The sequence below is a fragment of the Sphingopyxis sp. NFH-91 genome (genome assembly GCF_021401285.1).
In the GTDB taxonomy this organism is placed as follows: domain Bacteria; phylum Pseudomonadota; class Alphaproteobacteria; order Sphingomonadales; family Sphingomonadaceae; genus Sphingopyxis; species Sphingopyxis terrae_A.
Genome location: NZ_JACBGA010000009.1, coordinates 22143 through 35003, shown reverse-complemented (window position 1 = coordinate 35003; position 12861 = coordinate 22143). Strand labels below are relative to the sequence as shown.

Genomic DNA, 12861 nt, shown 5'->3' with positions numbered 1-12861 from the left:
CGGGCGCCCCGGTCGTCAAACGTCCCAGACGAGCGTGAAGGGCTTCACGCTGCCGACGATCCCGTTGGTGTAGGCGAGCGGGCGATCCTCGCCGAGCCGGAACTCGGGGATGCGTGCAAACCATTCCTGCAGCACGATCTTCATTTCCATGCGCGCAAGATGCGCGCCGGGACAGGTGTGCGAGCCCTTGCCGAACGTCGAATGCTTGCGCCCGGGCCGCTGGAGCCTGAAGTCCAGCGGGTCGGCGTTCATGCCTGTGTCCATCGAGACGACGATCGTCGACGACATCACCATGTCGCCCTGGCGGAGCGTCACGCCGTCGAACTCGACATCGGCCCGCACTTCGCGCGACGAGGTGACGACCGGAAAGCGGCGGAAGAATTCGAGCAGCGCATCGTTGATGAGCGCGGGGTCGGACGCGATCGCGCGGCGGAGCTTCGTGTCGCGCGCGAGATAGGAGAAGGTGAAGCCAAGCATGTTGACGACGGTATCGAGCCCGCCGACGAGAACCTGGGTGCAGATGTTCAGCGCCTCGATCTCGCTGAGCTCGCGTCCCTCGATCTGCCCCTTCACCATGCGCGAGATCATGTCCTCGCCGTCGCCGTTCCGCCGCGCCGCGATCACGGGCGTGAGATATTCGCGGAACGCCTCGAGAACTTCGGGGTAGGTCATCGACCCGTCGGGCCGGGTGAACTGGTCGGCGAGATGCTTGAGCTTCGGCAGATCGGCGAGCGGCAGGTCGACGAGCATCATGAAGATCGTCACCGGAAGCTGCTCCGCGAAATCCTCGACGAAGTCGCAGTGGCCGCGATCCTTGAAGCCGTCGATCAGCTCGGCGGAGAGATCGACGATCGCCTGCTCGATCGGCTTGAGCGGCTTGGGTCCGAGATTCTCGTTGAGCAGGGTCCGGAAAGGCCGGTGCTCGGGCGGGTCGAGCGACAGCGGGATGAGGCGATAGGCCTCGCCCGCCGCTTTGGGTACGAGAACCGTGTTATTCGAGAAGCGCTCGGGCTCGGACATGACGATGTCCGATAGCTCGGCGGTGAGCGCGATCCAGTGGCCGTCATTGTGCGGCGTCCACATCAGCCGGTGCGGCGCCTGCTCCATGATCGCGCGCCAGAAGGCGTGAAAATCCATGCCGTCCGGAATCTCGCGATAGATATCGAAGTCGAAGACCCTGTCCGCCGGGACATTCTCCGGCCGCGGCAGGGCGAGCACATCTTTCGTGTCGAACGCGCCAACTTCCATTCGAGCTCTCCCAGGCACCGGACCGATCCCCTCTCCTAGCCGATACCAGGCCGAAGAAAAAGACTGTTTGTCGGATTTATCCTTGGACACGCCTCATTTTCCGCATATATTGCGCGCAATCATCAAAAATATCCGATGTTATATCGGAAAAATACGGAAGAGGTGTCATGAGGCTCAATCAAAAGGTCGCAATCATTACCGGCGCCGCGCAGGGCATGGGAGCCGAGCACGCCCGCCGTTTCGTCGCCGAGGGCGCCAAGACGGTCTTCACCGACATCAATGCCGAGGCCGGCGCCGCGCTCGAAGCCGAGCTCGGCGAAGCGTCGCTCTTCGTGCGGCACGACGTCGGCAGCGAAGCCGACTGGGCGGCGGTGGTCGCGGCGGCCGAAGCGAAATTCGGGCCGGTTTCGGTGCTCGTGAACAATGCCGGGATCATCGGTCCGGTCGCTAAGGCCGCCGATCTTTCGGCGGCGGACTTCGAGACGGTGTGCCGTGTCAACCAGACCTCGGTTTTCCTCGGCACCAAGCATGTCCTCCCCTCGATGGTGCGCGCGGGAGGCGGCTCGATCGTCAACATCTCGTCGATTTCGGGGATCGTCGCCATCTATGGCACGCCGAACGTCGCTTATGCCGCGAGCAAATTCGCGGTGCGCGGCATCACGAAGCAGGTCGCGATCGAATATGGCGAGCATGGCATTCGCGCCAATTCGGTGCATCCAGGCTATATCCGCACCCCGATGATGACCGAGGCGCTCGACGCCGACCAGATCAAGGTCGCGAGCGGGTCGGTCCCGATCAAGCGTGTCGGCGAAGTCGAGGATGTGTCGAACCTCGTCGTCTTCCTCGCGTCGGACGAGTCGGGCTTCATCACCGGCAGCGAATATATCATCGACGGCGGCCTCACCGCGCTATGACGGCCGCGGCCGAGCAGGCCGCAGCGACGGCGGCGCCCGCGCAGGCCGCGGCGCCGGCGCCGTCCGCCCTCGCCTCCGAGCGGGCGGCGGGTGAATGGCGGAAGAGCTGGCATCTCGTCCTGCTCACCGCGATCGCGCTCACCTGTTCGCCCGCGACGCTCCCCGTCTATACGATCGGCGTGCTCACCGGCCCCTTGCACGACGCTTTCGGCTGGGGCCGCGGCACGATCCAGGCCGCGATCCTTTTCAGCACCGGGCTCGGAATGGTCGGCGGACCGCTTGCCGGCTGGATGATCGAGCGGCTCGGGCTTCGGCGATCGGTGCTGCTCGGCGTCACCGGGCTTTCGGCCGCCGTCGCGGCCTGCGCGTCGATCACCGGCGCAGCCTGGCAGCTCTATCTCTTCTACGGGCTGATGGCGCTGCTCGGGGCGGGAACCGGCGCCGTCTCCTGGACCTATCTCATCGTCGACCGCTTCGAGAAGACGCGCGGCCTCGCGCTCGGCATTGCGCTGTCGGGCACGGGCATCGCCGCGATGCTGATGCCGCGCATCGCCGCCTTCGGCCTCGACCAGGGCGGCTGGCAGGCGAGCTATCTCATTCTCGGCGCCTATGGGCTTTTCTTCATTCTCCCGCTCTGCGCGCTCCTGCTGCCGCGGCGGGTGCTGCATGCGCCGGGCGGCGGCGATCGAGCGGCGGCGTTGCCCGCATCCGGCGTGACGCTCCGCGCCGCGCTGCGGCGGCGACATTTCTGGCTGCTGGGCGCGGCGACCTTCTGCATCTACGTCGCGGTCGGCGGCCTCATTCCGACGATCGTTCCCGCGCTCACCGACGCCGGGCTCTCGACCGACGAGGCGGTCTCGATCATGGGCTTCTTCGGGCTCGCGATCATCGTCGGGCGCATCCTCATCGGCTCGCTCGTCGATCATATTTGGGCGCCCGCGGTCGCGGCCTGCGTCCTCGTCCCGGCCGCGGCCGCCTGCTTCGCCTTCCAGCTCCCCCTGTCCTTCGGCGCCTATGCGCTCGCCGCGATGCTCATCGGCATGGCCACGGGCATGGAACTCGACATGCTGGGTTTTCTCGCGACGCGCTATTTCGGGCTCGCGCATTTTGCGCCCATCTACGGACGTCTCTACATGTTCGTCTCGATCGGCGCGGGCTCGGCGCCGCTCGCCTTCGGCAGCGCCTATGACTGGACCGGAAGCTATGCGCTCCCGATCTCGCTGGCGGCAGGGTTGCTCCTCGCGGGCGCCGCGGGACTTCTCGCGCTCGGACGCTATCCCGACCAGGGCTTCCCGGACCGCGAAGACGCAGCGCAGCCGGTCTGAGGCGAAGGCGCGCGGCATCCTGATCGGACGGCGCGCAGTGCCCGCGGGGCGTGAATGCGCGTCCCGCTTGAGCCAAAAGCGCCTCAGCGCTTGAGGCTGACCTCCATCGTGCCCGTCTTGACCTCGACGAGCGGTAGCGCCGCCACGCTCATCAGCTTGCGGACCTGCTCGAGTTCGGGCGAGGAGAGCAGCGGATAGTCGCGGCGCACGGGACCTGCCGCGCGCATCTTGTCGATATCGGCCTGCGGCACCGTCGCGCGGTAGATGAGCTCGTCCTCGTCGTCGGTGCCATATTGTTTCTTGAGCTCGTCGAGATCGGGATCGGCGGGCGGGTTGGCAAGCACCTCGGCGGCGCGCGCGCTGTTCATGATCCGGTCCATCACGTCGGGATCGACGGGCGCGACGGTGTCGCCGTAGAAGCCCGCCGCATATTGGACGACCTCGTCGGGCACGGTTCCGTAGCGCTTGCCGGTGACGATATTGAGCACCGCCTGGATGCCGACGAGCTGGCTGAAGGGGGTCGCCATGCCGGGATAACCGAGATCGCGCCGCACCGCGGCGACCTCGTCGAGCACGTCCGACAATTTGTCGGTCATATTGTGCATCTCGAGCTGCGCCTTGAAGGTGCCCATCATCCCGCCCGGGATCTGATGCTCCTCGGAGAAGGCGTCATATTCGGCATATTGATCGACGAGGAAGCCCGCCGATTTGCCGACTGCGCGGAAATGATCGGCGACCGGCTGGAACAGGCTCTTGTCGAGCGAATGGCTGTGGCCCTTGATCTCGATATTACGCACCATGATCTCGGTCGAGGGGACCGACGGACCGTTCGCCATCGGGCGGCTCGCGGTGTGAAGCACCGAGACGCCGAGGTCGACGGCATCGAGATAGGCCTTGGCCGACATGCCGAGAAGATTATTGGCGTGAAATTCGATCGGCTTGCCGTTCGCCGCGGCGACGATCCCGGGGAGGAGCCCGATCAGCCTCTCCTTCTCGAGCACCCCGGCAGTGTCGTAGAGCAGGATGCTGTCGACGTCGGGGCTCGCGGCGAGCTGTCGGGTCTTTTCGGCAAAATATTCATTGGTGTGGACGGGCGAGAGCGCGAACATCACGGCGCCCGCGACATGCGCATTGGATTCCTTCGCGACCTTCGCGAGGCGTAGCATATTGTCCATGCCGAACAGCACGTCGTAGATCCAGAAGGAGCGCACGCCATGCGCGCAGAGCCGGCGAACCCAGAGGTCCATCAGCGCGCGCGGACTGACGCTGAAGGTGACATTCGCATTGGCGCGCAGGCCCGCCCGAACCGGCGTATCGGGCATCGAGGCGACGAGCAGGTCGAGGCCTTCCCAGTAATTTTCCTGGCAATAGCGGGTGAGCACGTCGAGCATGCCGCCACCCGTCAGGTCGATCGTCTTGAAACCCGTCTTGTCGAGCAGCGGCGACACCGGAAGCGCCATTCCGGCGCGCATGCGAAGCCCCCAGAGGCTCTGCTGCCCGTCGCGCATGGTTTCGTCGAGAAATTCGATATGAGCCATTTCGTCCTAAACTCCAGGAATCGCGTCGGCCGCCATCAGTCGGCCTCGATATAGATGAGCGGCTGCCCGCCTTCGACGAGCTGCGCGTCCTCGGCGGCGATATGCCGCACGGTGCCTGCGATGTCGGTGCGCACCGAGGTGAATAATTTCATGACTTCGATGAGGCAGACTTCCGTGCCCGCGGCGATCGCCTGCCCGACCTCGACAAAGGCGGGCGAGCCGGGCTTGGGCGAGCGGTAGAAGGTCCCGAGGTTGGGCGCGATCACTGCGGTCCAGGCGGGATCGATCGCAGGCGCGGACGCCGCAGCGCTCGGCGTCGCACCCCCCTCACCCCTGCCGGCCTTGCCTGCGCCGCCATTGCCGGCAGTTACCGTCCCGCGCGGCGGCGCAGCAGCGGCCGTCCCCGCGCGGGACAGGCCAGCATGCGGCGGCGCGGCGCGCGGCGAAGCCGGGCGCTCGCCGCTATCGGCATCGGTCGAAAGGCGGAGGCTGAGCTCCGGCCCCCGAACCATAAGCTCGCGCAGCTCCCCTTTCCGGAACAGCTCGACGATGATCTCGAGGTCGCGGGTGGTGCGTTCATCCATGACCGGCCGGCCCTCTCATCATCTCAGGCCGCGGCGCGGCTGGCGGTCCCGGCTTCGCCGCGCATGGCGAGCGCGGCGGCAAGAACGCGCGCATAGTGCCACGACGGCGTGCCGATTGCATGCTCCAGAATTTTCGCGCGGCGCAGGAAGCGATGGAGGCCAAGCTCCCATGTAAAGCCCATGCCGCCGTGGATCTGGATCGCGTCGTTGCAGGCATCGCGCGCGATCTCGGTGCAATAGGCCTTGGCCGACGAGGCGCTGCGCGACCGATCGTCCATGCCTTCCGAACAGGACCAGAAGGCGTAATAAGCGGTTGCCCGTCCCGCCTCGACCGCGACGGCGGTATCGGCGCAGCGATGCTTGATCGACTGGAAGGCGCCGATGACCTGTCCGAATTGCTCGCGCGTCTTGGCGTAGTCGACCGCGACATCGTGCATGCGGCCCGCGATGCCGATCGCGAGGCCGGCGTGGACGGTCGAGGCGAGATCGAGCAGCGCCTCGAGCGCCGCTTCGCCGCGATCGGCGCCGAGCAGGCTCGTCGCCTCGAGCGGCACGGCGTCGAAGCTGACCGCGGCCAGACCCGCCGAGGGATCGAGCGATTCATGATGACGCACCCCGACCCCCGCTGCCGTCCGTTCGACCAGCACGAGCAAGGGTCTGCCGCGATCCTGCGCGGTCACGAGAAAGAGATCGGCGTCGGCGGCACCGGAAACGGCAATCTTCGTGCCGCTGAGCGCACCGCTGCGCATCTGGGTGGCGCAGCGCGTCGGGTCCTCGGCGCCGCTCTCGGCGATGGCGAGCGCCGCGCGCACCTCGCCGGCCGCCAGCGGCCCGAGCCAGCGCGCGCGCTGCTCGCTGTTCCCGAAGCGCGCGATGACTTCGGTCACGAGAAGCGTGCTCGCGACGACCGGCGGCGCGAGCCCTGCGCCCAGCGCCTCGATCGCAAGCGCGCAATCGACGAGCGTGAGACCGACGCCGCCGTCTGCCTCGGGAACGAGCAGCGAGAAGAGTCCGAGCGCGGCGAGCGCGTCCCAAGCGTCGCCATCGGCGGCGCGGTCGAGATCGGGACCCGCGAGTGCGGGATAATCGGCGAGAACATTGCCGACGGTCTCAGCGAGGTTCTGCTGCTCCTCGTTGAATGCGAAGTCCATGTCCCTCTCCCTTTCGCCGTCTAGCGCGGCAGGCCGAGCAGTCGCTCGCCGATGATATTTCGCTGGATCTCCGAGGAGCCCGAATAGATGCTGAAGGCCTTCGACTGGAGATAGCTCAGCTGGAACTTGCCGCCGGCATCCGCGAGCGGGTCATTGTCCGAGAGAACCGCCTCGGGCGACAATATGTCGAGCGCATTCTCGTACATCCGCTGCGCGGCATGGCTCCAGTAGAGTTTGACGACCGAAGCATCGGAGCCGCGTTCGCCGCCATTTTTGTACCGGCTGAAGCTGCGAAGCGCGATGAGGCGCATCGCCTCGACCTCGGTGATCGAGCGGCCAAGCTTCTCCTGCACGCGCGGATCGTCGATCGCGACGCCGCCGTTCGAGGGTTTCGACGCCGCGACGTCGATGAGCTTTTCGAGTTCCTGCTTGAAGCGGATCTGGCGCCCAAGGCAGTCCTCGGGACCGCGCTCATAGGCGAGCGTCGTCATCGCGATGCGCCAGCCCTCGTTGATGCCGCCGACGATATTCTCCGCCGGGACCTCGACATCGTCGAAGAAGGTCTCGTTGAACTCGCTCTCGCCCGAGATCTGCCGCAGCGGCCGGATCGAGATGCCCGGGCTGCTCATGTCGATGAGGAGAAAGCTCAGACCCTTGTGCTTGGGAAGATCGCCGTCGGTGCGCACGAGCGCGAAGCACCACTGCGAATATTGGGCGAAGCTCGTCCAGATCTTCTGGCCGTTGACGATGAACTTGTCGCCCCTGAGTTCGGCGCGGGTGCGCACCGAGGCGAGGTCCGATCCGGCATTGGGTTCGGAGAAGCCCTGGCACCAGATTTCGTCCGAGGAGATGATCTTGGGGAGGAAGCGCTTTTTCTGCTCTTCGGTGCCATGCCGCAGGATCGTCGGGCCGGCGAGATTCTGCCCGATGATATTGAGGCTTTCGGGGGCCCGGGCGCGCGCCATCTCCTCGGCAAAGATCGCCCGCTCGGTCAGCGTCGCGCCATGTCCGCCATATTCGACGGGCCAGTTGATGCCGGTCCAGCCGCCGGAGTGGAGCTTGCGGTCCCAGTCGGCGCGGAAGAGATAGCGCTCCTCCTCATCCTCGGGTTCGAAGACCGTCTCGCCCCAGCCCGCGGGAAGCGCGTCGGCAAGCCATGCACGCAGGCGCTGGCGAAACTCCTCCTCGGCGGGGCTGTAGCTGAAGTCCATGGTTCAGCCCCGCTTCGCGGCAGCGGCGAAATCCGGCGCGCGCTTCTCGCGGAAGGCCTGGACGCCCTCTTCATATTCGGGGGTGAGATAGGCGATGGTCTGCGCATAGCCTTCATATTCGAGCATCTGGTCGAGCGTCGCGTTGGTCGACTTGTCGAGCAGATTCTTGGTCATGGCGAGCGCCGTCGGCGAACCCGCCGCGATTTTCGAGGCGATCGCGCGGGCCTCGGCGATCAGCGTGTCGTGCGGGACGACATGGTTGACGATGCCCATGACCTGCGCCTCGGCGGCGGGCACCTTGCGCGCGGTGAAGCAAAGCTCCTTCGCCTTGTTGATGCCGATGACGCGGCCGAGCAGGTAGAGACCGCCGAGATCGGGAACGAGGCCCACCTTGGCGAAGGCCTGCATGAAGCTCGCCTGGTCGCTCGCGATGATGAAGTCGCACGCCAGCGCGATGTTGAAGCCGGCCCCGGCGGCGGCACCGTTGACCGCGGCGATGACGGGCTTCTCGAGCCGGAAGAGCGGTTCGACGATATTGCGCAGGATGCCGCGGTGGCGCGTGCGGCGCTGTAGCGGGGTCATGTCGTCCTTGCGCGCCTTGAGGTCGGCGCCGGCGCAAAAGCCGCGCCCGGCGCCGGTCAGGATGACGCAGCCGACATCGGGATCGGCGGCAACGCGCGCCAGCGCGTCCTCGAGCTCGGCATAGAGCTCGTCGGTCGTCGCGTTCATCGCGTCGGGACGGTTGAGCGTGATCGTCGCGATCCGCTCGCTCACTTCGTAGAGGATATTCTCGTAAGACATGGCGGACCTTTCAGAAGCTGGACATGTCCGGCGGCACGTGCGCCAGATCGCCTTCGGTCGATTCCGGAATGGCGAACCATTCCTCGGGGATTTTCTTCGGGATGCGGAAATCATGCGCGGGAACGACGATGTCGGAGGCGAGCTGGACCCGGCGCATCGCGGCCTGCCAGTCGCGCTCGCTTTCGCTCCGGATATTCCCGGTGATGAAGGCGTCGGACAGCGAGCGCTGCGGATAGTCCGTCGCGCGGGCATCGGCCGGAAACCAGTAGCGATAATGATCGCCGAGGTCGGAGGCGATCGCGACGATCCCCTTCGATGTCCGGATCAGGGGCACCTGCATCCCGGGCGTGTGGCTCGGGACCTTGAGGACGCGGAAGCCGTCGAACAGCTCGGCGTCCCCATCGAGGGTGCGGATCTGGCCCGGCCGGCGGCGCGCCACCAGATTGCCGATCGTCGACTGCCAGTAGAAGACCCGCTGCGACGGCACCGGATCGGCCGCATGCGAAAGCTCGTCGCGCTGGATGACGACGCAGGCGTCGGGGAACAGGTCGAGATTCTCGGCATGGTCGAAATGGCCATGGGTGAGGACGACATGGTCGATATCGGCCGGCGTCAGCCCCTCGCCCGCGAGCAACTCGGTGAGCTTGGCATGACCCCCGCCCCATCCCTTGACCTTGAGGCGCTTGGTGATGTGCTCGATCTCGGCCATGCCGGAATCGATGAGCACATTGCGCGTTCCGTCGCGCGCGAGCCAGACATGCACCGGGTCGCGCTGGATGGCCCCGCCATGCGGCAGGTAGAGCTCACCGATGAGCAGCGAGTCGATGCGCCACTCGGTCACTCGTCGATAACCTCGAAGCGTTCGATGTCGGCCATCGAACCCTTCCGTTCGCCGGTGGTCCAGATGGCACGGACACGCGTACCGGGCTTGATCTTCTCCTTCGCCTCTTCGAGGCTGTCGATGTCGATCATGTGAATGAGGCGCGTCGATGCGCCGTCGAGAACGATTTCGGCATAGACATAGGGCGGCTCGCGGGTCTGCCCGACGAACTCCATGTTGATGATCGAGCAGCCGCGGATCGTGCCGGTGTCGGCGCAGGCTTTCCAGGTGCCGGTGCGCTTGTGCGTGATGTCGTCGACTTCGCGCGGCGGGAGCAAGGCATCGTCGCCGTTCGAGGTGCGGACCCCGATGACGCGCCCGAACTCCTTGATCTCGTCGAACATGCGCCCGTAATAGGGGCCGTAGGCATGCTCATAGGGCAGCGCGAGCGAATATTTCACCGAACCGAGCGGTTCCTCGGTCTCGGCAAGCGGCGAGACGGTTCCGACCGGAGCATCGGCCGCGACGCGAAAACCCCTGATCGCGGTGATCGCCTCCGACGCCTCGTCTTCCCAGACCGCTTCCAGCCGCTGCCCGATCTTGAAGTCGCCGAGATCGCCGATCAGGCGGTGGGCAAATTCATTGTCGCAGCCGTCGAGACGGAGGAGCCCGATCACCTGGCCGTCGACACGCGTGAAGCCCGTCAGTTCGCCGGTGTGCGGCACTTCGACGAAGTTCTCCATCGGGTCGCTGTTGATCGCGGAGAAGTCCTGCGCCGGCGCGACGATCGAGCCGTCGGGAAAGCGCGAACCGACGATGCGGCGGTTCTTGGCCTCGGCAAGGAAGGTCCCTGCAGCGCGGCCCGGCGTGAGCGTGTAGGGCAGCGCGATCTGCGCATTGAAGACCGGAAGTTCAATCGGCATCGTTTCGGGTGCTGAATACATGTCGTCGTCCCCTATGCGCTCAGGACCGCGCAGCCGCGCAGGTTGGCCCAGCCGCCGCCGGACTGGACCAGTGCGAGCTTCGCATCCTTGATCTGATGGCTTTCATTCTTGCCCATGACCTGGGTCGCGGCCTCGATGAGGCGGATCACGCCGACCGCGCCGATGGGATTGGCGCCCATGCAGCCGCCCGACGGATTGACCGGAATATCGCCGTCGAGCTGCGTCGCGCCCGAGGCGATGAGCTCGGCGGCCTGTCCCGGCGGACAAAGGCCGAGGCTCTCATAATAGTTGAGCTCGAAGCAGGAATAGGGCTCCTGCACCTCGACCACGTCGAACTGGCGGCGCGGATTGGTGATGCCGGCCGAACGGTAGACCGCGCGCGCGGCGAGTGCGAGCGGCTCGGAAATCATCAGCGAGCGCTCGGGGGCGTTATCGGCTTCGCAATAATAGGCCATGCCCTGGATCCATGCCGGGCGATCGGTCGACTTGTGGGCGACCTTTTCGGTGGCGAGGACGATCGCGGCAGCGCCGTCCGAGATCGGCGGAACGTCGAGAAGCTTGATCGGCCAGCACAAGGGCTTCGAGGCGAGCACCTCGTCGACGGTCACTTCCTTCTTCATATGGGCATAGGGATTGGCGATGGCATTCATGCGGTTCTTCACCGAGACCATCGCGGCAGCTTCCTCGGTATGACCGAGCACGTCCATGCGCGCGCGCCAGTAGGCGGCCGAGAAGCCCATGATCCCGACCGCGAACTCGCGGCCCCAGAAGGGGTCGTAGAGCGTCGAGATCGAATATTGCAGCGGCCCCTCGGAGAGCTTGTCATAGGCGACGACGAGCGTCCGGTCGGCATAACCGCCCGCGACCTGATAATAGCCGGCCAGCGCGCCGGCGAAGCCCGCGCCGCCGCCGCTGGTCACGCGCAGGAGCGGCTTGCCCTGCGCCCCGATCGCGTTCGCAACCCAGAGCTCGGGATGGTTCACGGCGCCGAACAGCACCGGACCCGTCGCGACGACGATCGTGTCGATGTCCTCGATCGTGAGCTTCGCGTCGGCGAGGGCGCGGTCGACCGCTTCGCGGACGAGACCCGCCTGGCTGACGTCGGTGCGGCGACGCGAGTGGTGGGTCTGGCCGACCCCGACGATTCCTACATGTCTGGTCATTGTCACACCTCGAGGCTGAATACGCAGTTGCTCTGCATCGCGACGCCCGTGCTGCCATGGACGACCGCCTTGCTCGGCGAGCCGCCGCCGTAGAGCTGCGGCTCGCGCAGCTGTCGGACGGCTTCGGCGAGCCGGAACATGCCGGTCGCCATGATGGGATCGGCGGGCAGCGCGCCCCCCGAGCGGTTGACGGCGACCTTGCCGCCCCGGGCCGCCGAAAGACCGTCGCCCTGCTTGGCGAGGCCAAGCGCCTCGATCGCCATGAGTTCGGAGACGACCGACGAGGCACTGACCTCGACAATATCGGCCGAGGACGCGTCCCAGCCCGACGCGCGCGCCGACATGGCGGCGGCATTTTCGAGCGCGCGGAGCCGGCCGCGGTCGCGGTCGGCATAAGCGTGGCAATCGGTATTCGATCCCATGCCCGTGACGAAGACGGGCGTTCCGCCGCTCCGCCGTGCGGCATCCTCGCTCGCGATCAGGATCGCGACGGCGCCGTCCATCGGGCGCGCCAGCATGAGTTCGGTGAGCGGCGCGGCGGCCTCGGACGCCGCGAGCACGGCGTCGAGATCGGGAAGCTCGTCGATTGCGACGCGTCCACCCGCTTTCGCGTCGGCCCAGCGGGCAACCACCAGCTCGGCGAGATCGCGCTCGCTGAGCTTGCCGCCCGACAGATAATGCTGCGCCTGGATGCCGGCGGCGGCGCGCTGGTTGAAGCCGACGGGGCGCTGGTAGAAGGGCTCGACCTGCGAGGCCCAGTAATTTTCGACCACCGACTCGGACGGCTTGGAATAAGCGACGAGAAGGCCGACCGACGCAGCCCCCGAGCGGATCTTGTTGACCCCGTAGAGCGCCGAGAACAGCCCGTCCTCCTCGACCCGCGCCTCTTCCTTGTGGTGCGCCCCGAGCGCGCCGAGAAAGCCGCAGTTCGAGATCGAGCGTCCGTCGAGAACGTCGCTGCCCGAGTCGATGACGAAATCGACATCGTCGATCGAGAAGCCCGATCCCTTGAACACCGAGGTTACGACCGACGAGATCAGGTCGATGTGCTGCGCGTCGCGCCAAGCGGGCCGCAGCTCCGCTTGCGCAGTCGCGACCACTGCCACCTTCTTCAGAGCCATCCATGGCCTCCCATGCGTTGCGTTTCGTGAGCCTGGCGTCC

General features: G+C 66.3%; 12 protein-coding genes. 2 read left to right on the top strand and 10 right to left on the bottom strand.

What is annotated here, in order from left to right; genetic code table 11:
* Positions 1-15: 15 nt before the first annotated feature.
* Positions 16-1248, bottom strand: coding sequence for a cytochrome P450 (locus L0963_RS16905; RefSeq protein WP_234180703.1), 1233 nt, complete (start codon positions 1246-1248; stop codon positions 16-18).
* 167 nt (positions 1249-1415) lie between these two features.
* On the opposite strand from L0963_RS16905, the gene L0963_RS16900 reads away from it, so the two are divergent.
* Both L0963_RS16900 and L0963_RS16895 read left to right on the top strand, forming a co-directional pair.
* Entirely contained in the window at positions 1416-2162 is a 747-nt protein-coding gene (locus L0963_RS16900; RefSeq protein WP_234180700.1) for an SDR family NAD(P)-dependent oxidoreductase, read from the top strand.
* Positions 2159-3487 carry an MFS transporter gene (locus L0963_RS16895; RefSeq protein WP_234180699.1) on the top strand — a complete coding sequence of 443 codons (1329 nt, stop codon included), beginning with the start codon at positions 2159-2161 and terminating at the stop codon, positions 3485-3487. The genes L0963_RS16900 and L0963_RS16895 overlap by 4 nt, the downstream gene beginning before the upstream one ends.
* Positions 3488-3570: 83 nt before the next feature.
* Here the strand turns inward: L0963_RS16895 and L0963_RS16890 are convergent, their stop codons facing one another.
* The 9 genes from L0963_RS16890 to L0963_RS16850 are packed head-to-tail and all read right to left on the bottom strand — an operon-like array spanning position 3571 to position 12820.
* Positions 3571-5025: a pyruvate carboxylase gene (locus L0963_RS16890; RefSeq protein WP_234180697.1), complete on the bottom strand. Its 1455-nt coding sequence runs from the start codon at positions 5023-5025 to the stop codon at positions 3571-3573.
* 35 nt (positions 5026-5060) lie between these two features.
* Positions 5061-5609: an acetyl-CoA carboxylase biotin carboxyl carrier protein gene (locus tag L0963_RS16885; protein WP_234180694.1), complete on the bottom strand. Its 549-nt coding sequence runs from the start codon at positions 5607-5609 to the stop codon at positions 5061-5063.
* 23 nt (positions 5610-5632) lie between these two features.
* Positions 5633-6760 carry an acyl-CoA dehydrogenase family protein gene (locus L0963_RS16880; RefSeq protein ID WP_234180692.1) on the bottom strand — a complete coding sequence of 376 codons (1128 nt, stop codon included), beginning with the start codon at positions 6758-6760 and terminating at the stop codon, positions 5633-5635.
* Positions 6761-6780: 20 nt separating this feature from the next.
* Positions 6781-7971: an acyl-CoA dehydrogenase gene (locus L0963_RS16875; protein WP_234180690.1), complete on the bottom strand. Its 1191-nt coding sequence runs from the start codon at positions 7969-7971 to the stop codon at positions 6781-6783.
* A gap of 3 nt (positions 7972-7974) precedes the next feature.
* Complete coding sequence (locus L0963_RS16870) at positions 7975-8772, bottom strand: enoyl-CoA hydratase/isomerase family protein (RefSeq protein WP_234180687.1); 798 nt, start codon at positions 8770-8772, stop codon at positions 7975-7977.
* Between the two features lie 10 nt (positions 8773-8782).
* Complete coding sequence (locus tag L0963_RS16865; RefSeq protein WP_234180685.1) at positions 8783-9613, bottom strand: N-acyl homoserine lactonase family protein; 831 nt, start codon at positions 9611-9613, stop codon at positions 8783-8785.
* The gene (locus L0963_RS16860; protein ID WP_234180682.1) at positions 9610-10536 is read right to left on the bottom strand and encodes an OB-fold nucleic acid binding domain-containing protein; all 927 of its coding nucleotides are present in this window, start codon (positions 10534-10536) and stop codon (positions 9610-9612) included. Before L0963_RS16860 ends, L0963_RS16865 begins: the two co-directional genes overlap by 4 nt.
* 11 nt (positions 10537-10547) lie before the next feature.
* Complete coding sequence (locus tag L0963_RS16855; RefSeq protein WP_234180680.1) at positions 10548-11699, bottom strand: thiolase C-terminal domain-containing protein; 1152 nt, start codon at positions 11697-11699, stop codon at positions 10548-10550.
* A 2-nt stretch (positions 11700-11701) separates the two neighbouring features.
* Positions 11702-12820 (bottom strand): thiolase C-terminal domain-containing protein, encoded by a 1119-nt coding sequence (locus L0963_RS16850; RefSeq protein WP_234180678.1) that lies wholly within the window; start codon positions 12818-12820, stop codon positions 11702-11704.
* Positions 12821-12861: the final 41 nt, after the last annotated feature.